General features: G+C 44.9%; 15 protein-coding genes and 6 pseudogenes. 7 read left to right on the forward strand and 14 right to left on the reverse strand.

Annotated features, from left to right (window positions below; genetic code table 11):
• Positions 1 to 41 precede the first annotated feature (41 nt).
• From FLT43_RS29950 to FLT43_RS03920, 3 genes and pseudogenes are all read left to right on the forward strand, one after another.
• Positions 42 to 331, forward strand: a pseudogene (locus FLT43_RS29950) (transposase); the annotation flags it as partial.
• 446 nt (positions 332 to 777) lie between these two features.
• Complete coding sequence (locus FLT43_RS03915; protein WP_127510987.1) at positions 778 to 984, forward strand: hypothetical protein; 207 nt, start codon at positions 778 to 780, stop codon at positions 982 to 984.
• A 71-nt stretch (positions 985 to 1,055) separates the two neighbouring features.
• A complete protein-coding gene (locus FLT43_RS03920) occupies positions 1,056 to 1,274 on the forward strand; it encodes a hypothetical protein (RefSeq protein WP_127510986.1) in 219 nt (72 codons plus the stop codon).
• On the opposite strand, the gene FLT43_RS29205 is transcribed toward FLT43_RS03920, so the two are convergent.
• From FLT43_RS29205 to FLT43_RS03930, 3 genes and pseudogenes are all read right to left on the reverse strand, one after another.
• Positions 1,271 to 1,420: a hypothetical protein gene (locus FLT43_RS29205; protein ID WP_181823469.1), complete on the reverse strand. Its 150-nt coding sequence runs from the start codon at positions 1,418 to 1,420 to the stop codon at positions 1,271 to 1,273. The two genes, FLT43_RS03920 and FLT43_RS29205, sit on opposite strands and share 4 nt — an antisense overlap.
• A gap of 97 nt (positions 1,421 to 1,517) precedes the next feature.
• Positions 1,518 to 1,616 (reverse strand): annotated as a pseudogene (locus FLT43_RS29955) (LysE family translocator); the annotation flags it as partial.
• Positions 1,617 to 1,639: 23 nt separating this feature from the next.
• The gene (locus FLT43_RS03930; protein ID WP_087441017.1) at positions 1,640 to 2,551 is read right to left on the reverse strand and encodes a LysR family transcriptional regulator; all 912 of its coding nucleotides are present in this window, start codon (positions 2,549 to 2,551) and stop codon (positions 1,640 to 1,642) included.
• Positions 2,552 to 2,668: 117 nt separating this feature from the next.
• On the opposite strand from FLT43_RS03930, the gene FLT43_RS03935 reads away from it, so the two are divergent.
• The gene (locus FLT43_RS03935; protein WP_087441018.1) at positions 2,669 to 3,286 is read left to right on the forward strand and encodes a histidine phosphatase family protein; all 618 of its coding nucleotides are present in this window, start codon (positions 2,669 to 2,671) and stop codon (positions 3,284 to 3,286) included.
• A 91-nt stretch (positions 3,287 to 3,377) separates the two neighbouring features.
• On the opposite strand, the gene FLT43_RS03940 is transcribed toward FLT43_RS03935, so the two are convergent.
• The 6 genes and pseudogenes from FLT43_RS03940 to FLT43_RS03965 all read right to left on the reverse strand — a co-directional run.
• Positions 3,378 to 4,325 (reverse strand): GNAT family N-acetyltransferase, encoded by a 948-nt coding sequence (locus FLT43_RS03940; protein WP_087441019.1) that lies wholly within the window; start codon positions 4,323 to 4,325, stop codon positions 3,378 to 3,380.
• A 404-nt stretch (positions 4,326 to 4,729) separates the two neighbouring features.
• Positions 4,730 to 5,829, reverse strand: a pseudogene (gene cntE / locus FLT43_RS03945) (staphylopine family metallophore export MFS transporter CntE).
• A gap of 232 nt (positions 5,830 to 6,061) precedes the next feature.
• Complete coding sequence (locus FLT43_RS03950) at positions 6,062 to 6,910, reverse strand: MBL fold metallo-hydrolase (protein WP_164776668.1); 849 nt, start codon at positions 6,908 to 6,910, stop codon at positions 6,062 to 6,064.
• A 22-nt stretch (positions 6,911 to 6,932) separates the two neighbouring features.
• Positions 6,933 to 7,364, reverse strand: a complete 432-nt coding sequence (locus FLT43_RS03955) for a MarR family winged helix-turn-helix transcriptional regulator (protein WP_087441021.1) — start codon at positions 7,362 to 7,364, stop codon at positions 6,933 to 6,935.
• 217 nt (positions 7,365 to 7,581) lie between these two features.
• A pseudogene (locus FLT43_RS03960) lies at positions 7,582 to 8,006 on the reverse strand (S4 domain-containing protein); the annotation flags it as partial.
• A 42-nt stretch (positions 8,007 to 8,048) separates the two neighbouring features.
• Positions 8,049 to 8,978 (reverse strand): annotated as a pseudogene (locus tag FLT43_RS03965) (IS256 family transposase); the annotation flags it as partial.
• A gap of 472 nt (positions 8,979 to 9,450) precedes the next feature.
• Here FLT43_RS03965 and FLT43_RS03970 point away from each other — a divergent pair.
• Positions 9,451 to 10,134, forward strand: a complete 684-nt coding sequence (locus tag FLT43_RS03970; RefSeq protein ID WP_087441022.1) for a hypothetical protein — start codon at positions 9,451 to 9,453, stop codon at positions 10,132 to 10,134.
• Between the two features lie 481 nt (positions 10,135 to 10,615).
• Here the strand turns inward: FLT43_RS03970 and FLT43_RS30770 are convergent.
• Positions 10,616 to 11,467: pseudogene (locus FLT43_RS30770) on the reverse strand (transposase); the annotation flags it as partial.
• Between the two features lie 263 nt (positions 11,468 to 11,730).
• On the opposite strand from FLT43_RS30770, the gene FLT43_RS03980 reads away from it, so the two are divergent.
• Positions 11,731 to 13,053 carry an IS4 family transposase gene (locus FLT43_RS03980; protein WP_115057867.1) on the forward strand — a complete coding sequence of 441 codons (1,323 nt, stop codon included), beginning with the start codon at positions 11,731 to 11,733 and terminating at the stop codon, positions 13,051 to 13,053.
• Positions 13,054 to 13,273: 220 nt separating this feature from the next.
• Here FLT43_RS03980 and FLT43_RS03985 read toward each other — a convergent pair whose 3' ends face one another.
• The 4 genes from FLT43_RS03985 to tyrS all read right to left on the reverse strand — a co-directional run bounded on the left by FLT43_RS03985 (position 13,274) and on the right by tyrS (position 17,519).
• On the reverse strand, positions 13,274 to 13,504 hold the full coding sequence (locus FLT43_RS03985; RefSeq protein WP_087441685.1) for a hypothetical protein: 231 nt from the start codon (positions 13,502 to 13,504) through the stop codon (positions 13,274 to 13,276).
• 18 nt (positions 13,505 to 13,522) lie between these two features.
• Complete coding sequence (locus tag FLT43_RS03990) at positions 13,523 to 14,590, reverse strand: M56 family metallopeptidase (protein ID WP_087441686.1); 1,068 nt, start codon at positions 14,588 to 14,590, stop codon at positions 13,523 to 13,525.
• A gap of 8 nt (positions 14,591 to 14,598) precedes the next feature.
• Positions 14,599 to 14,976 (reverse strand): BlaI/MecI/CopY family transcriptional regulator, encoded by a 378-nt coding sequence (locus tag FLT43_RS03995; RefSeq protein WP_087441687.1) that lies wholly within the window; start codon positions 14,974 to 14,976, stop codon positions 14,599 to 14,601.
• Positions 14,977 to 16,259: 1,283 nt separating this feature from the next.
• Positions 16,260 to 17,519, reverse strand: a complete 1,260-nt coding sequence (gene tyrS / locus FLT43_RS04000) for a tyrosine--tRNA ligase (protein ID WP_087441973.1) — start codon at positions 17,517 to 17,519, stop codon at positions 16,260 to 16,262.
• Positions 17,520 to 18,064: 545 nt separating this feature from the next.
• Here tyrS and FLT43_RS04005 point away from each other — a divergent pair.
• A complete protein-coding gene (locus tag FLT43_RS04005; protein WP_087441688.1) occupies positions 18,065 to 19,786 on the forward strand; it encodes an alkaline phosphatase in 1,722 nt (573 codons plus the stop codon).
• Positions 19,787 to 20,398 lie beyond the last annotated feature (612 nt).

The raw sequence follows: 20,398 nt of genomic DNA on the forward strand, positions 1-20,398 counted from the left end.
GGGGAAGCCAGCGAGAGGCGGGAGCAGCAAGCCTCCACTTGCGAGCGATGCGCATACTGGAGCAAGGTTTCGACGACGCTACGGCGGTAATGTCGATTCCAGAGAAGTACCTGAGTGTCTGTCGTACGACAGAGCGTGTAAACATGGAAGTACGGCGTCGTGCGGTGTGATTCGTAACTTTCCACGCCGCGATTCTGCCTAACGATTACTTGGAACCTTGCTAATGGAGATAGAAGAAAAATGGAGCAATGGCCGAAAGTATCTTGATATGAAGGATTATTTGGAGTGGCGAAAAACGAACGTAAAAATCCCATCCAAAAGTGTCGATTAAGGTAGAGGAGCGAGTTGGTACTTGCCCCCGGCATTATATCGGGGCTTTATGTGTTATGCATACTGGGGACGAAATGGGGACCGAGTGAACATCTTTCCTCGGAATAGACTCCATTAGGTTCCAAGCGTTTTGTAATTTATGAGGAATTGAAACGAGCTACAAAAGAATGTCTTAAGGTATGCACTGAAAAAGATAGTTATCCATATGATTTAGCAAAGTACTTCATTAATAGGGGTAACTTTGTGTCAATGCGACAAAAACAATGTGCTATTCCAGTAAACTAGAGTACAAAAGATTTGTATAGGTCAACAGAACATAACATGTGTCGTTCGACAAGAGTTGAAATCGGACATTTGTTATCAAGCCTGAGATATCAAATAGGTTTCAATGGTAAAATGAGGATTTGAAGGGGCGTTTTTGCTAGTTTTAAGTGAGGATCTGATATTATGACTACTACATTTCCTCGTAAAAATGATCATCTTTTTTTTATTAATAAAGAGGTAATCGTTGTTAAAGTGTTTTTGAGTTTTCAATTGGCAGAAGTTCGTTATCTTAGTTCTTTCGATAGCTTCATTGTTGATATTAATGTTTTAAATCAATACGCTGATAAAAGAAGCTCAATATCCATTAAGTTATTAGGTGGGGTAGTTTAATGATTCTTAATTTTATAAACACTCCGTTAGATGGTGATTCTTGGGAGATTTGAATAAATTCATGTTATAGAATGAAATTTCAAGATGAGCATTTTACAGAGATACCAGCAGTTCACGGCGGTGATGCTGGAATAGAAGGTTTTACACGCCTGGGTAGAGTTTATCAATGCTACTGCCCTGAACGTGAGTATAGTGATGATGAGTTATATGATCATTTAAGAAACAAAATGACTAGAGATATAAATAAACTAACATCGATTAAATATGCTGGTAGATTAAAAGAAAATTAAGGAGCCAAAGAAGCCGGAACATGAAATCCTTCAATTTCAACAGTCAATCCCAGTGGATCTATCGCTTCCTGAATAAAGAAAATATCCTTAATCTGTGCAACATCAGCTCTTGCTCCCCCCAGAAAAGAACCTTGGATATAGTTCATCTTGCGCGAGATCGACGGATTTCGTAACAATAGGTACCGCAGTTTTTCCGAAAAATGCTAATCACACTAAACAGGATAATGGCCTGGAGTATAAAAATGATATGCTCTGCGCAAGGACAAACAGATTATCCGGGCCGGGCATCAACGTAAGAAGAACGGCTACCCCCAGAAAAGATAATACAGACACGATGTCCATCCAATCAGCTCCCTTCGTTCTTGTTAATTGGCTCCATTTGCGAGGCCATGCAGATGTCGGCGAATAATCGATATAAATTCGGTAACGTAAGCTTCGGATTTTTCGTGTTTACGCGTACATAAAGCAATTGTATTGACAGGAAGCAGCTCGTCCACATGCACTCGGGCCAGCGCTCCCCGATCGACATACTCCCTGGCTGCCAGAGAAGAGATGAAGCTGGCTCCATACCCGGAAGCGACTGCATGGATCGTCTCGTTCAGCCCGCTAAATTGGAGCGCGACTTGGGGAGGGCTCACCATGTTCGTCTTGCATAGAGCGAATAGCCGCTCCCGAACAGCGCTTCCTTCCTCCCGCATAATAAAGGGCTCCGTCATCATTTGACGGAAGGTGATATGCTGATTCGCATACTTGTGATCCGGGGCGACGACGAACCATACTTCATCCTGATAGAGCTCCTCCCGCTCTACTTCCCCGGAATGACTATCGGGCTCTCCTCCGCATACCGCGATATCCGCCGCATAATTGATGAGCTGCTCCAGCGCCTCCTGCGTGTTCGCCGTTGTAATCTGCACCTCAATTTCCGGATGCTTGCTTTTGAATCGGGCGGCCCATCTTGGAATGAGGCAGCTCGTTGCCAAATACGTCCCGACGATACGCAATCTCCCGCTGCGATGAGTTCGATAGTTTTCCACGATCGCTTCGATTTGCTCTTCCAATGCAAAAAGCCGCTTTGCCGGATTCATTATTTTTTGTCCAATGGCCGTAAGCGCGACTCCCCTTCCTTTCGGTTCGAATAAAGATACTCCCAATTCCTTCTCGAATTTCTTGATCTGGGCCGTGATGGCCGGCTGGCTAATATTCAGCTTCTCCGCCGCTTTCGTCACGCTCCCTGTCAAGGCAACGGTATAACATATTTTGAGGGCATGCAAATTCATATGAAGCGCTCCTATTATATATTTTCATTATATGTAGCGTTCAAAATATATTATTATTCTATATTTTTCAATAGTATACTCGAGACGATAACGGAAGTAAATATGGAGGGCTGAGCCTTGGCAAAGACGACTTTATACTTGACGAGACATGGACAGACGGAATGGAATGTGGAAGAGAGAATGCAGGGGCACAAAGACTCGCCTCTTACAAGCTTGGGCGTGCTTCAAGCGGAATGGCTGCAGCACAGATTAGCGCCGGTGCCGTTGGATGCGCTCTATTCAAGCTCCAGTCTGCGGGCTTGGAGAACGGCCCGGATCGCGGCGGGCAATAAGCAGGTCAGCATCAGACCGATGGATGAACTAATGGAAATCAATATGGGGCTGTGGGAAGGACAGCATATCGAATTTATCGAGAATCAGTTTGCGCAGCAGTATTTTCATTTTTTCAACCGCCCGGACTTGTATCAGCCAACCGGCTTCGGAGAAACCTATGAGCAATTGATAGGCAGGGCGATCCCCGCTATCGACAGCATCATCTCCAGACACCAGGGCGAGACCGTGCTGATTGTGACTCACCGCATTACCCTGAAGACGATTATGGGCTACTATGGGAAAAAAACATTGCATGAGCTTGGAACCTTGCCGGATATCCAGTCGGCCAGTCTCAGCAAAATATCGATAGAGGACCATGTTCCCATGATTGAAATGTACGGGGATACATCTCACTATCAATAGGGAGCACAGGTCTTGCCGGCGATAACAAACCGCCCCGCCTGCGAGGAGGGGCGGTAATATTTATTATGTTAACTGGTACAACGATTTGGCATTACCATCTGGCGGCCCACGCTTCGATTTCGACTTTGAGAGAAGGAAGCCCCAGAGCCGGCACATAGGACATCGTCATCGAAGGAGCGATCCCCCCATGGAACTTCTCCCACACTTCATCGAAGTAGTCCCAATCCATTTCTTCGGTAGCCAAAATATTGATCTTGATAATATTATCGGCGGGCACCGCCTCCCCTTTCAGGATGCGCAAAATATTTTGCAGCGTATTCGATAGCTGCCCGTTCAAATCCGAAGGCATGTCTCCGTTCATGTCAGTCCCGACTTGTCCGGACAGCACCAGCAATTCCGCCCCTTTCGGAACGACAGTGAGATGACTATAAGGGCCGACCGGAGCGGCAACCGTAGTCGGATTGCTGCGTTGAACCTTTTTGACCTCTTTCCCTTCCCAAGTATTGTCGTTTACGATAGCTAATGTCTGATGATCTTCCCAATAGCCATTGATGTTTACATTTTTCTTGGCGATGCCTTCTTTATGGAACCCGGCTTTTAACAGCACTTTGAGGGAACCTGTGTTATGCGGCATGACCCCCGCTTCGATGCGGTGAAGATCCAGTTCCTGAAACGCATAGTTGACAACAAGCTTGACCGCTTCGGTCATATAGCCTTTCCCGTTCTGTTCTTTATCGAGAAAGTAGCCAATCCAACAGCTTTGCAGGTTGTATCTTACGACTTCGGTCAACATAATCTCGCCAATGATTTGTCCCGATGCTTGCGCACAAATGACAAACAAATATGCTTTGTCTTCTTTGCTTTGCTCCATCGCCTCTTTAATACGATCCTCCTGGCCTTGGAGCGTATAAAAAGACGCTTCCCGCAACCCTGTGAACTGTTGAAAGAAATCCCTGTTCTTTACTTCGAGAGCGAGCAGCATATCCGCATCCGACACCTCGACAGGTCTGACGTACACATTACTTCCGATCCATTTCATAGTTCTCTTCTCCTTTGTGGTTAAAAATTAAAAACGCCACAGGAACCCTGTGGCGCTTAGCACAAGCTATGTAACCACAGGGAAGCGGCCTGTGGCATTATATCCGCTGTCTTATAAGTAAGCGTGCGCAATGCTGCAGGAAGTAGCCGCTGTTATCCAATTTTGGACACACTTCTCCCGTGATTGCGCAGCATCAAAGAAAACAGCAGTGGAGTACCCCGTACCTGCAGACAAAGACTTTAAAGCTCTCTTCTTCATACGAATACTCCTCCTTTCGCCATTTCCTCGTTATAAGTGCAAATGATGGTACAATTCATATATCTCACATACATTCTTCACGTACAAATAGGTAATCATTGCGATTATATATCGAAAAATATACAATTGCAAGATTTCAATCATGTTCATGTTATTGAACGCTCATAAGCAAAGAAAATCATTACAACACCTAAAAGAGCGCAAACTGTATACATTTGAGAGTAGGACGTAAAATCTGCGACTGGTCCCATTACTGCACTGCCTAAAGTAATACCTAAATCAGCCGTGGCGATAAATAAACCGAGCAACACATTACGGTTTGCATTTGGTAACACAAATGTCAAATAGGTTGTTAATGTAGGATACAATAATGCCTGAGCTGTCCCCATCAAGATAGCTCCTATGTATAAAAAGATGGCCCCACCCGTTAACGAATAGCTAACCATTCCAGCTGCTACTGCTAAAATAGACATAATCCCCATTATAAATTTAGGGTGCCACTTACCATCGGAAGGAATTCTCTTTCTCAGCGTAAACCTTGCCAAAACAATTGTACCTGCTTGAAGCATTAAGTAAATACCAGCATTGCCACTCGTTAAATCATTAGCATACAGAGGGATAAACGTTGCTATTGCGCCAAACACTGTAGATGCAGTTAACATTAGTACACTGCATTTAAATAAAAATGGGTTTGTCACCAAATAACTAAAGGATTTAAATACATTATTAACAGTTTCAGCTTCTGTCTCAATTTTAGCTTCATTATTATCTTGTATTTTGATACTATAACCAAAAACCCCTGTCATCACAGCTATACCAATCATAGCAAATGTAAAGTAATTCATACCCCCGCTTTCCCATATCCCTAATGCAAGAATAGGTCCAATAATACCAGGCATATAAGTAAACAAAGAATACAAGGATACACCTTGCGAGAGCTCCTTCTCTGGTAACGCATCAATAATGCCAATCTGTAATGCCATCGAGAAAAAGGCCGTAGAGACCCCCTGAAGTATACGCGCTACAAAAAAGCCGCCTAATCCTGTTACTGTATAACTAATCAAAGCTAGACCATTACATAAAAGTATGACACGCAAAACCCTTATCGGTCCGTATTTATGAATAATTTGACCTGCCCATGGTCTGAAAAACATAGTCGTAAACATATAGGCACCCATGATTAATCCAATTGCCGAAATGCCAACATATATAAACGCATAAAAGACCAAGACATTGCTTTATTCAAGTTATTCCCCCCCTAGTTTGAAATCCTGTAAGCTTCTTAAAGTACTTCTAACTTCACATTCATTTCATATTCACATTGAAGCAGGGATTGTGTATAAGGATGGCAACTTTCATTAAGCTAAAGATATCTTTACAGTTTATTTATCTTGTTTCCACACATATCCGACTTTATAAAAAAACGCCTGAGCATGACACTTCTCAGACATTGAAATGATGAATATTGTTGAACCAACTTATAGTCCATTAATAAAACAATAAACAATTTCTTCTTCTAATTGACTTAATTTACGATTTAGTTGAGCAGATAGCTCATGAACCAAATTCAAGTGGTTTCTTTGATGTTTTTCTGTCAAATCACAAATTAACTTCAATAGCCTTATATAACCGATAAAATCATTTTTAGATAATGGAGGTTCATGCGAAAGCACATAGATTTCGGCCTCAAACATTTCAATATTTTCTAAGAGATGTCTAACATTATCAATCTTATATTGTGGTTGTTGTGTGTAAATACTTGGATACAAGCAGTCCCCTAAGAAAAGTACTTTTTCTTCCTCTACAAAAATGAGTGAGGAGTCATCAGAATGATCTCCACCTACATGCTTGATTACACACCGAATACCACCTAAATCAATCTCAAATTTGTCCTTAAAAGTAATATTAGGTAAAGTGATAATGATATTTCTGTCCACTCCAAATTCTTTTTTTATCATTTCTGAACAAAACTGATTCTCTAAGCCTTTTTCTACACGATTATCTAAAGCTTCGTCTGACCAATCATATACCATCATTTTTTTCAGATGCATTTTTGTGTTTTCATGTGCTATGGTTAACATATTCATCTGATTTGTTCCAAAGCTATGATCCCAATGCCAATGTGTTAATACTACAGAATGATAATTAGAAATTTGAGATTGATCTAGTTCACCAAGAAATAACTTAGCATGTTTTTCAGAATTTCCTGCATCTACAATTAAAGTTTGGTGAATCCCACATATAGCAGACAGTATTGGCCGATCTGTTTCAGGATCATGCGGTAAATAATGTATACGATTGGTTAGTTTTTTCAAATTTTTCCCCACTATCTTAACTCCCTTTGTTTTTTTAGGCTCCGACAATCTTATTTAATGTATCAAGAACATTTTTTAACTCTGTCAAGCTTACTTTCGAGTAATATTTTTCCATAAGGATGTCGTCAATTTTTTTTAGAAGCTGATGAAACTCTTGACCCCTGTCCCCAAGATAAATAAAGGTCTCTCTACGGTTTGTTGAATTCTCTTGACGATATATCATGTTCATTTCTTCAAGCTTTGAAATTACTTGGCTAACCGCACTTTTTGAAATATCAAAATGATTTGCAATATCTTTGGCAATTACCGGCTCATTACGAATGATATAAGACATTATAATTTCTTGTTGAGGCGTTAAGTGAAAGTTGTCTAATTCCCCAACCTCTTTGGTTTCTTGTAAAACTAACAACTTGAACTGCTCAAATTTTTGATTGATTTTGTCTATAATGATTAAATATTCATGCACAGATTTATCATCCCTAATTCATTTTAAAAGTTTATGATTAAGTTAAGTTTACTTAACTGTCATATATTTGTCAATTATTAAAACAATCAATTTGCAAGCTCCGTCCAGGATGATGAATAAGTCGCCTAAACGAGAGCGCTGAAAAAAACGAGGCGCAGCAGCGATTTCAACATCGCCCTGCCCCTCGTTTTGCTTGTATCTCATTTCGTCCTTGCACTTACACCAATTTCACCAAATGATATTTCTTCTTTCCTTTGCGGATAATGATGAAGCGCCCTTCAATCGCATGCTCGGCGCCGACGACGAATTCCAGATCGCTCACCCGCTCGCCGTTCAGCGAAATCGCGCCATTCGTAATATCCTCGCGCGCCTGGCGCTTCGACGGCTCAATGCCAATATCGACGAGCCATTCCACGATATTTTTGGATTCCGCGGAAGCCTCAAACGTCGGCATTTCCTTGAAGCCTTGCTCAATTTCATCCGCTGTCAATGACCGGATATCCCCGCTGAACAGCGCGGCGGTAATTCGTTTCGCCTGCGCCAGCATTTCTTCGCCGTGAACGAATCTCGTCATTTCTTCGGCCAGCGTTATTTGCGCTTCGCGCTTATGCGGCTCGGTGGCACTTTCTCGGCTAGCGCTTCAAAAAGACGAAGGACAGAGGCTCGGTTGGAAAAAATGCGAATGACGCGTTCTCGACGCCGCAACTCGCCATTCAGACGTTCTATAGCATTTGTGGTGCGTGTACGTTTCCGACAGGTAGCCGGTCGCTGTCGCATCTTCAAAGCCCTCTTCTAAGACCCTCATGGCCTTTGGAGCTTTATCTTAAATGTTTCTTGTGTCCGCTCTAGCAGTGTACGGGCACTGGTCTCATCAGCAGCTTCGTAGATGGCCCTTACATGAGCCTTCACTACGTCACGGCACGATTTAGGAGCAGCATCTAGAATATTACGCATAAAGTGGGTTTGACACCGTTGCCAGGTTACGCCTTGGAAATGTTGCCGAATCGCTTTTACCAAACCACCGTGTTGGTCGCTTGTAATGATATCAACACCGGATAACCCACGACTTTTGAGGTGCGTAAAGAAAGCTCCCCACGTTGATGCGGACTCGGTATCATCTACGGCATGTCCAAGCAGTTCCCGGTAGCCATCCGCATTAATCCCAGTTGCAATCATCACGACACGTGAGCGCACACGACCGTCCTCCCGAACTTCGACGTACAGGGCGTCTACACTAAGAAATGGGTAGGCCTTGTCCAGTTTTCGGTTATTCCACTCCTCTACGAAGGGATCCAGTTGCTTGCAGAGCTCACTAACAGTCGATTTGGAGAACTCCGTCCCGCATAGTTCTTCAGTGATATTGCTTACCTTTCGCGTTGAGACACCATTGAGCACCATCTCCATCATGGCTAAGATAAGGGCTTGCTCACTACGTTGGTATCGAGAAAAAAGTTCCGTCGAGAACCGACCGTTGCGGAAACGCGGAACTTGCAGGATTAATTTTCCCACCCGTGTTGTCAGCCGATGAGGATATGATCCATTACGGTAACCTGCACGTTCTTCTGAGCGCTCATAGTGCCCCGCCTTCAGTTGTTTCGTTGCTTGCGCCTGCAATACTTGATTTAAGATGGACTCTAATAGGGCCGCTATTCCCGCATCTCTTGATTCGAATAAAAACAGTTAATGCAAAAGTTGTGAATCTGGGATAATCTGGTATTGGGTCATAGCTAGATCCTCCTTTGGAATGTTGTCTCGACAACCTCATTCTATACGAGGATCCTTGCTATGACTCTTCTTTTTGCTATTTTCTTTTTTACACAGTTATATGGACTCAGCTAAAAAAAGCGTCATAATTTGCTAGGATAAATCGTCTTAGTAGTAGATTAGCTCTTTCGGTTACAGACATCTTCAAGGCTACCTTACTTGACTTGAGCGAGGTAACAAACAAGAAGCTGTAAACCAACTAGAACTTGCCATAGAAAAGAGGGTAGCTTGCATCGAGGAAATGGGGAGGTGAGTTCTTTTTTTATGGTTGGTTTGAAGGGCTAATTTTTTTATTTTAAATTTATTTTTGAGGAGGATTAAAATGAAGAAATATTTATCGGTTTTACTGACGTTAGTATTGATGTTAACTTTGTCGACGTCTGTTTTTGCACAAGCGGAAAGCCAGTTTGATGGACAAGCTTTGGCTAAGGCTTTGGTTCATAGTGAAGATGCCCAAGCTTTATGGAGTAAGTATACAGATGAAGAAAAAACCGCTGTAAAAGGATTAGCGAGCCAGGGAACTTCACTGCTAGAGCAGTACGCTGCTGAAGGAGTAGGTGCTCAAGAGCTCAATGCCAAGACTGCCGGCCTTTCGGATGACCAAGAACTGGCTGTAGCAGTTGCGCTTGTTCAGGTTGATACAGTTGTCACAGACCTTGTAACACCATTAAAAACTTATACGTATGGCCGTCAGGTAGAAGGCAAAAATATAGTTGATGGAGTCCTTTGGAGACAAGAACACTCTATTGAATGGACTGTTGGGTCAGATAATTTCTTGACTTACGCGAGCCGAACGGCGACTCCTTATGTTGCTCACTGGGCTATAGGCTGGTCGTTTGACGGGTTAACAACCGATGAACAGGAGGGTGGCCGTGATTGGAATTACTATGAATCCGATGTTGTCGGTCATTACAAATTTGAGGTATTAGGTCAACCTGTTCAGAATCAGTACCCTAGAATTTGGCTGCAAGGTTGGTATGACGGAACCGTTTATTATGAACATTGATTTTAAATACCAAAAAAGAGGCTCTTCGCCGCTAGCGATGCTACCAGCATAATATGCTCTATGAAAATTCCAGAAACTCTTTGAAAATCGGACAAGGGGATTGGTTCAGATGCGAGCGATGCGTGGCTCCATGCTGTTGCCAATTCCTTTTTCATTTCAAGGCGAAATTGAGCTTCCCTGCCAGTACATATACCATCGCGATGATGTTTTTCTCAGAACGGTAACCTCTTGCCTTTTCGTTTGGCTGTGCTGTTTGTTGCACCGCAAGGATGCTCAGTTTTGCAGCAAAAGTAACTGGTTTTATATGGAGATATGGGCATATTAGGCTTACTGGCCTCTGCGAAGCCTGTAGCTTCACCCCTTCGCAGTGAATCATGCTCATAGAGGCTCCATGTCAAACCTATGCATAAACCTTACTTGTTGCTATATATTGATAAAATTTCTTGGCTGCAGAACTCGCACTTTTCGATTGCAAAAACAGTTTGGCGGCTTGGAAGAGGCTATTCACACCTTCCAGTAAACCGTTGTTCAGCTTCGATTTAAACCATCGAATGACGCCGTCATAATGCTTCTATAGCATTTTTGCGACTTCAACCATCGGCTCTAAACGGCAGCGCAGCCCCCACTGAATCCAATCCTGAAGCACCATAGGTGCAATCGAAGCTAAGAAAACGATAGATTTCCCGCAGGATCAGCCTCATCCTGTACGCCTTGGCTGTATCAAGATCGCATTCTTTAAGCTTATCCATATCCATTGTTTGTTTCTGGGCATGACTCAGTTTGTCCGATTTTTCAGCCAGAGATATCGCGTATTCCTTTAATAAACGCCGGTGACATGTCCATACAGACTTCCGTAATGTTGTCTACCTTGCCGCCACGGGCCTCTAACTGCTTCTTGCATTCCGCCCATGTACTGAAATCCCGGCCTTTGGTTACGTAAATAACGTTTTTTTTCTTAGTATCCATGAAGATAATTATGTAGTTGTAACCGCGCTTAGCCGACGTCTCATCCGTGCTTATTTTAGTGACGTAGGACAAGTCCTGCGCCACGATCGGATTGTAATGATGAAGTATACGCCACAGCCGAGTATCATGTTCTCCGAGCAACCGACTGACGGCATTCATCGGCATATCCTTGGCAAGCTTGATGATGAGCGCATCGAAATGCAGGGTAAAGTAATGATTCGGTTTATCCAGTGTCCATGGAACATTGACTCTGGGCTCACCACACTTTGCACATGGGAATAACGCCCGCTCTAGAAACTTGACGTATACGTCCAATCGCTTGGCTTCCAGGCTGGACTCACCTCACGAATGTATCACGGTTCCGGATATGAAGAAGGTCCTCCAGTTGCCCTTCCTTTAGATTCTACTGCTCTCTTGATTTCCAGTATTAACAGTTTTTCATATGGCGAAGAAGCAAAAAAGAACACCGTTAGCGGCAATGTCATTAAGATAAGGCGCGGAAACCATAATCAAGCAAAAGAGCAGGTTATCGAAAAGATAGCCCGCTCTTTTTTTTGAAAGAAAATCAAGACTTAACAGGTAGATGGATATGTGTGGCGAAGACCCTTGAAACACGAGGAGGCCACGTCCATGAATGAGTATGCGATTTCGCTAAAAAAAACGCTGACATCCCTTATACGAGAAATGGCAGCCGCACCAGCTCCTTATGTCAAAAACCCTGAAAAAGATTTTACCCGAAAGAAAAAGCTGCCCTTTGAAACGGTGATGCAACTCCTGATCTCCATGGGGGGCAACAGCATATATAAGGAACTTTTGGAATCACAAGGCTATGACGTAAACACCGCAACCACTTCCGCTTTTGTCCAACAGAGGAATAAAGTCCTGCCGTCTGCTGTGGAATTCTTGTTTCACGCATTTACGCAATCGGTTACGGATATCAAGGACTACCGAGGGTATCGATTACTTGCCTTTGACGGTTCGGATTTGCATATCGCAACTGACTCTGCGGACACGGACACCTATTTTCAAAGTCAACCGAACACGAAAGGCAATAACCTTCTGCATTTGAACGCTGCCTATGACTTGTGCAACAGACTGTACGTGGATGCCATTGTTCAGCCACGAAGGTTATGCAACGAGGGAAGGGCGCTGGCTGCTATGGTTGACCGTTCTCCCATCAAGGGCAAAACCATTGTGATTGCCGATAGAGGCTATGAAAGTTACAACAATTTCGCGCATCTTGAACGCAAAGGGTGGAACTATGTCATACGGGTAAAGGATTTGGATTCCAATGGTATTCTTTCGGGCTTGCGTTTGCCCTCTAGCGGAGAGTTTGATAGGGACATTCATCTGACACTCACCAAAAAACAAACCAAAGCGGTCAAGGCTCATCCAGAGAGGTACAAGTTCGTCCCTTCCACGTCAACCTTTGATTTTTTGGATTTGCACGAGAACTTGTTTTACCCGATTTCCTTTCGGGTGGTTCGTTTCGTCCTGCCGAGTGGCGCTTTTGAGACCGTCATTACGAATCTTACCGCCACGGATTTCCCACCGGGTGAAATCATGTCTATGTATAACATGCGATGGGGCATTGAAACCTCATTCCGGGCATTAAAGTACACCGTCGGTCTGACGAATTTTCATGCAAAGAAACGAGAGTCCATTACCCAAGAGATTTTCGCAAGAATGCTCCTGTACAATTTCGCTGAAATGATGACCTCGCACGTCGTCATTTCCCAAATGGAGAAACGGCACCCCTATCAAGTCAACTTCACGGTTGCCGTTCACGTGTGTAGACACTTCCTGCGCTCAAGGGACGATGAACCCTCGCCCGATGTTGAAGCACTGATCCGCAAAAACATTTTGCCGATTCGCCCCGTTCGCCCAGGGCAGCAGAATACGCGCAAAATCCGCTGGAAATCAGTAGTTAGCTTCGTCTATAGAGTAGCATAATTCGTTTCATATGAACATTTTTTTAAGCGGATCATCCCTCCGCTTTGTTTGCTGTACACTTTTTTCCTTTCTTGTATACAAAAAAGAAACGGCACAGGGCTTTTTCCCATGCCGTTTCGGATTCCATTTTTATTTCCGCTCTTGTCTTGGAGCTAAACTTAATGACATTGCCGTTAGCGGTGTTCTTTTTACATGAAGTAAGCCGGTTGCGGGTAAGGGTCTAAGGTACATACTGTTGCTTCTCATGCTTGTGGTCATTTATATCTCCCTCAATAACACCTTCACTTTGTACTACAACCGAATTATTTTGTGAAGTGTTGAATTGCGAGGCAGTATACAAGAATGCAGCCGTTGCAAGCCCCATAGCGGTGTAAGCAATCGCTATTCTCATTTTGGCATTTCCGGTCTTCCATAGGATAATGCCAATAACGCTCAGTATTATAAATAACATGAACTTTCTCCTATCACATTATGGTTTAAGATGCTTTATTTCGTGTCGGTGATCATTTAAATTCCCTTCTTTGACACCTTCACTTTTAATTGTTACTCCGTTTCTAATTTTTGCGAGTTTTGTATCTATTTCAACATCAGGTGCATTTATTGAGGCCCAAACGGCCGACGATAAACCAATCGTTCCCACGATAATTACTGCGAATGAGGTAGAAAGTATGGTTTTCTTTTTCAGTTTTTTCACATTAAGCATCATATTCAATCTCCTTTTCAATTGTTTTCCGTCACCGGATAAAGATGTACAAAACCTAACGGGCAATCCTTTTGAACCTGCCATCACGTTCAGGATCGTTTGACCATATCGTTTCCGTTCGGCATAGGACATTTCTTTCACGACTTCTTCGTCACAGGACAACTCGCTCCATATGTGAATATCTTTACGAAGAACGTGAACCAAGGGATTAAACCAATGCAAACTACTTGCTCCTAATGAAAGCGCCTTGACCCATAAATCCCTCCGTTTTAAGTGGATCAGTTCGTGGTGCATTATCATATTTAAATCCACATTTATCGTATTATCGATAGGCAGGAATATGGTGGACTTCCATAGACCAACGAGAATAGGACTACGGATTGCGGAGCTATATGCCATTTCGACGTTATTTTGAATGTCAAGTGCTTGCTTCATAGAAAGTAGCTTTATTGCAGCTTCGCTATTCTCAAGAACAGGGATACGGGTACGTTGCAAACTCTTTATAAACCTTCGGTAGCAATAAATCTGCCATGTGAAGTAAGACGCAGCTCCAATGCCCCACAGACTTATAAGGATAACGGCTAATTCGGCAGAAATGGTTGATGGTAATCCAGATACAGAATTAGTTATTATTGGTTTTGTAGTAAACGGCAATGGAAACCATTGAAAAAGAAGGGCAACAGGCAGAATATAGAACCAAACCGCTAATTTTCCGAGTACATATCGCCATTTTGTTGAAATGTTTAGTGGAATGAGTCTCAGTAAGAGTATACAGATTACAACGGTGCTTCCCGCAACAGAAAGCGTACTAAGCAGTTCAAGAAGTTTACTCATTGGCCCACCTACTTCCTGGAGAACCACTGTTTCAGCTCTGCAATATCTTCGTCTGAAAGCCTATCTCCGTCATACAGAGATGAGATCAAGTTTTTAACTGAACCTTGGTATAAGCCGTGTAAAATGTTCTGTGTTTCCTGAAGCTTATATTCTTCTTGTGAAAGAATGGGGGCATATGAATTAGTTCGGCCTTGCCGTGTGACGATGGATAATGCCCCTTTGTCCACCAGTCTCGACAGGAAGGTGGAAATGGTCTGTGCCTTCCATTCCTTACCCCGTTGGGCAAAAATGCGTAGCAATTCGGTAGATGTGACAGGATGGTCATATTCCCAAATCGCTTCCATCAACTCCAATTCGGTTTCAGACAATCTTTGAACTTTGCTCACGGTGTACACCTCGTTGTATCATTACTACGTATTGTAGTAATACATTACTACATTCAGTAGTAAATGTCAAGTGAAGTTGGGTTGAGTTGAGTTGAATTTATCACTTTTAAAGGCATCCCTTGTGAGTTGCTTTTTGTCTAAAGCATAGTTTTTTCAAAATGTACTAAAATGACATTAGGAACGTATCAAATTAATTTGGTACTTTTGGGAATGATCTGATATCAGTAAAACGATCAGACGAACATAAATTCACACCTGAACAATGGAAAGATATTCTCTCCAAAATGAAAGTGACGAAATATACTGGGAAGACTAACTGAGAATATAACCAAATAATTCCAGGTAGGAATTTACTTTCAATGCAACAGGTGAAGGCTATTACAAAACGCTTTCCAAATTCGTAACCTTCGTTATCCTTACCGGCAGGTGAATATTCAATCTGTGTTGGAAATCCATTCGATGCAAGTATAATTTGGAGCGTCGTTTACGCTATCAGCCTTTTCTAAGCGGCTCGTTAAAGAGTCGCTTTTTCTTGTCTCACGCGCCAACCAAGTTAGGTACAACTAGCCGGTACGAGTCCGGTCGAGGAAAGAGCCTAGTCACTGACGGAACTGGTGGGAATGCCAATTTACTGAATTTGTGTCAATAAATAAGATACCTTGAGTATATATTTACCTGCCACAGCTTTCTTGGAACGAGCTGTTAAGGTCGTACCGAAATAAACGAACATGATCTTTCGCTCACAAACCGAGCATGAAAATCAGCAGGTTTATCGACTCTCATATGCTCCAATACTGCTAATACATGGTGATCGCTCGAGCCAATCATCTTCCCAAAGCAGCCTTATGCGAGGGGGTTTGGGCAATCGCTCGCTCCCGAAACACAGAGTTGTCAACGAAGTTCTGGAAAATCGCATCCAAACGCGGCAAGAAAAAAGCATGTATTTCCATTGCACGGAAGCTATTCGTTATCTGCTATCACATGCTAAAAACAAGCAATCTTACATTGAAGGCGGACCAAGGTTAAGCCCATCAAGCAAGTTGACGTATTAGTATTCCAAATAATACTTCGCGCATACGTAAGGCCCTACAAATAAAGGGACCGGGCATCCTAGACGAAACCCATCAAGCGTGCATTGTGATTTTTACAGAAAACAATTGCAAGCCCTGTCCAGGATGATGAATAAGTCGCCTAAACGAGAGCGCTGAAAAAAACGAGGCACAGCAGCGATTTCAACATCGCCCTGCCCCCCGTTTTGCTTGTATCTCATTTCGTCCTTACACTTACACCAATTTCACCAAATGATATTTCTTCTTTCCTTTACGGATAATGATGAAGCGGCCTTCAATTGCATGCTCGGCGCCGACGACGAATTCCAGCTCGCTCACCCGCTCGCCGTTCAGCGAAATGGCGCCATTCGTAATATCCTCGCGCGCCTGGCGCTTCGACGGCTCAATGCCAATATCGACGAGCCATTCCACGATATTTTTGGATTCCGCGGAAGCCTCAAACGTCGGCATTTCCTTGAAGCCTTGCTCAATTTCATCCGCTGTCAATGACCGGATATCCCCGCTGAACAGCGCGGCGGTAATTCGTTTCGCCTGCGCCAGCATTTCTTCGCCGTGAACGAATCTCGTCATTTCTTCGGCCAGCGTTATTTGCGCTTCGCGCTTATGCGGCTCGGTACGCACTTTCTCGGCTAGCGCTTCAATCGCCTCTTTATCGAGGAAAGTGAAATACTTCAAGTATTTCACGACATCGCGGTCATCGGTGTTCGCCCAGAACTGGTAGAACTCATACAGTGTCGTCTTCTTCGGATCGAGCCAAATCGCGCCCCCGGCCGTTTTGCCGAACTTCGTACCATCCGCTTTCAGCATCAGCGGAATCGTCAGGCCGAACGCCTTGGCCTCAGGGCCTTCCTTTTTGCGGATCAAGTCCAGGCCGCTCGTAATATTCCCCCACTGATCGGAACCGCCGATTTGCAACTGCACGCCCTCTTCCCGGTACAGATGCAGGAAGTCCATAGATTGCAAGATCTGGTAGGAGAATTCAGTGTAGGAGATCCCGCTATCCAGGCGGCTTGACACAATATCTTTGGCCAGCATCGTATTAATGCTGAAATTTTTCCCGTAGTCGCGTAAAAAGTCAATCACATTCAGCTGATGCGTCCAGTCATAGTTGTTCACCATACGCAGCTGATTGTCTCCATCGGTCAGGAATAGCTTTTTCATCTGCGCGGTCAGCGCATCCACATTCGCCTGCACCTGCTCCATCGTCTGCAGCGACCGCTCGGATTGCCGTCCGCTCGGATCGCCAATCGTTCCGGTCGCGCCGCCGATCAGAATGACGGGCTTGTGCCCGGCCAGCTGGAATCGCTTGAGCATCATGAACGGAATGAGATGCCCGATATGCATGCTGTCTCCGGTCGGGTCCACCCCGCAGTACAACGAAATCGAATGTTCTTCCACCAGCTTGCGCAGCCCTTCAGCATCTGTCTGTTGATTAATCGCCTCGCGCCATTCCAGTTCATCAATAATATTCAACATTCTCAGCTCCCTGTCCTTGTGTCTTGGTCTTATATCTGAATATACGTGATAATAAAAAATCGCCCCTCATCTGCACCAGCAGATCCAGGGACGATTGAATAACCGCGTTACCACCCAACTTGTACAATGACCGGAACAACCGGATCATCATACCGCTCTCAGCCCATTATCGTGAGCTATCCCGCTTGGCATTACCCAAGATACTCCAGAGTTGTAATTCGCAAGGAAACAGTATGCTGCCAGGTCCCATCAACCCCTGGCTTTCTGTGAACAGTGACTGCCTGCTACTGCGCTCTTTCAACGTATATTCCGTATAAGATTACAAGCCATTATAGTGAATTATGAATCGGTTGTCAAATAGATGCAGCCAGAATTATGGCCCCGCTTGATCACACTCCGCCACAAGATATTCTAGCCTCTCGCTCCTTTTACAAAACATTTATATCCGCTTCACATTCCGAATACATATCCTAACAATTCCATTAACAATCCCCTTCCATAATGAAGGGGGTTAAGCACATATTCGCTTGGAGGGATATCAAATGAAACCATTCGTACGGAAATTGCTGGTTGCGGCTCTGGCGCTGCTCATGCTTCCATTTGGCGCATGGCAGTCCGATGCGGCGCTGGCTGCGGGAGCAGGGAACCGGAAGCCGGAATCCAAAAACGTTATCGTGCTCATCGGCGATGGCATGGGACCCGCGCAAGTATCCGCAGCACGGATCTACTCCAAAAATAAGCTGAAGAAGCCGTCTTTGAACCTGGACAGCATTTACGTCGGTCAAGCTACGACCTTTGCCGACAAAGGCGAAGACGGGGATACCATCGTGTCTGGAGAAGTTACGGATTCTGCATCCGCGGGAACGGCCTTTGCGACCGGACATAAAACCTACAACGCGGCCATCAGCGTCTCGAACGAGGATATTTCCAAGCCATTCGCTTCCGTGATCGAAGCTTCCAAAGCCGCCGGCAAGTCGACTGGATTAGTGACGACAGCACGAATCACGCATGCTACTCCGGCTGTGTACGCCGCGCACGTCCGCAACCGCGACAATGAAAATGCGATCGCCTCTCAATATTTGGAGTCCGGCGTTGATGTCCTGCTGGGCGGCGGCAAACGCTATTTCGTCAGCAAGGAAGACAAAGGCAAGCGTGACGACAAGACGATCATTCCCGATTTCGAGAAAAAAGGCTATAAAGTCGTTTACGATAAAAAAGGCTTGGCGGCTTTAACGTCCAAAAACCAAAAAATTCTCGGCTTGTTCCATGATTCCCATGTCGATTATGTGCTGGATCGCAAGCCAGAGACACCGAGTCTTGCCGACATGACGGCCAAGGCGATCGAAGCTCTGTCCACGAATCCGGTAGGGTTCACGATGATGGTTGAGGGCGGACGCATTGACCATGCCGCCCACGCGAATGATTTCGGCGCGATGATCCAGGAGACGCTCGATTTCGACGCCGCCGTGAAGGTAGCGCTTGACTTCGCCAAGAAGGACGGCAACACATCCGTGGTCATTACAGCCGACCATGAGACGGGCGGCCTCTCGCTTTCCCGTGACAATATTTATGAGCTGAGCGTGGACGCATGGGACGCACAACAAATTTCTTCCGAGCTGCTCGCGCCACAGCTTGCCCAGGCAACATCAACAACGAAAATCAAGGAGCTAATCCAGAAATATACCGGATTTTCCGATCTTACGGAAGAAGAAGCGCAATATATATTGCAGGGAGACGGAGCCTCTTATAAGCAGGAAGGCGCCTTCAATCAAGTGATGGCCAAGCGTTACTTGATTGGCTGGTCCGGCCATGGCCACTCGGCCGTCGACGTCGGCGTGTGGGCTTACGGTCCGATCGTGCAGCATGTCCAAGGCCAGATCGACAACACAGCAATCGCAACCAGCATTGCGCAAGTCGCAGGATTAGATTTGGAAAAAGCAACAAAAGAATTGCAAGCGAAGTACCTGTACCCGAAATATAAAGGAAATAATGACGGCACCGTACTCTTCCCTGCCGTCAAGCTAGCTCAAGCGCTGCAAATCAAAGTCACGGACAACAAGGACGCAAAGGTCACGACATTTGCGAAAGGCAATGTTACCTTGAAAGTACAGAGCGGCAGCAAAGTGACCGTGAACGGCAAAGCCAGCACCCTTCCGGCCGAGGTCGATAGCAATATCCTCTATCTGAGTCTGGAAGCGTTCAGCCAATTGACAGGCCAAGCGTTGAAGTGGGATGCCTTGTCCGAACGCATCATACTGGAATAAGGTGATTTATCGGGCGGGATGATGCTCTATCATCCCGCCTTATTTCACTGGGGCTGCCCTGTGCCTATAAGCCGACTCGTTCGGCCCTTCTAGTCAAGCTGGGGGCATCCGGGCCTTCCCGCCGCACCCGCAGGGAGCGCCGCTGCTGCGAGGCCTACCGCACCCGCAAGGATCGCCGCTGCCGCACCCTCTAGTCAAGGCTGGCCGCTACCGCGAATTCAAGTCAAGAATGCCGCGCCCGCGACCCACATCGGCAGCGCCTTTGCCGGGCGATATGAGCAGCATACGCACATGCCCCCTGTCTTACCAATCCTGCAAAATGGCAGTTTTGATTCATCGGGCAAGCCTACTCGACGCCAATCCTGCAAAATTACATCATTTTTCTCATGTAAATCGTATCCCGCCCGCTATTTCTCGAAATTGATGCAGCGCTGCAGCAATTCCCTCTTAAGTCACCGAAAGCGGCCAAAAATCCTGCACTTTTCAGGCTGTTGAGAAAGTCCAAAGGATTTTTGGGCACTTTATCAGGACTTGTCTCTCAGTAGAAAAATTTTATCTGAATCGAAGTGCCTAAAAACTGCACAATGAAATGTCTATCCGATAGGCGAAGTC

The sequence above is a fragment of the Paenibacillus thiaminolyticus genome, assembly GCF_007066085.1.
In the GTDB taxonomy this organism is placed as follows: domain Bacteria; phylum Bacillota; class Bacilli; order Paenibacillales; family Paenibacillaceae; genus Paenibacillus_B; species Paenibacillus_B thiaminolyticus.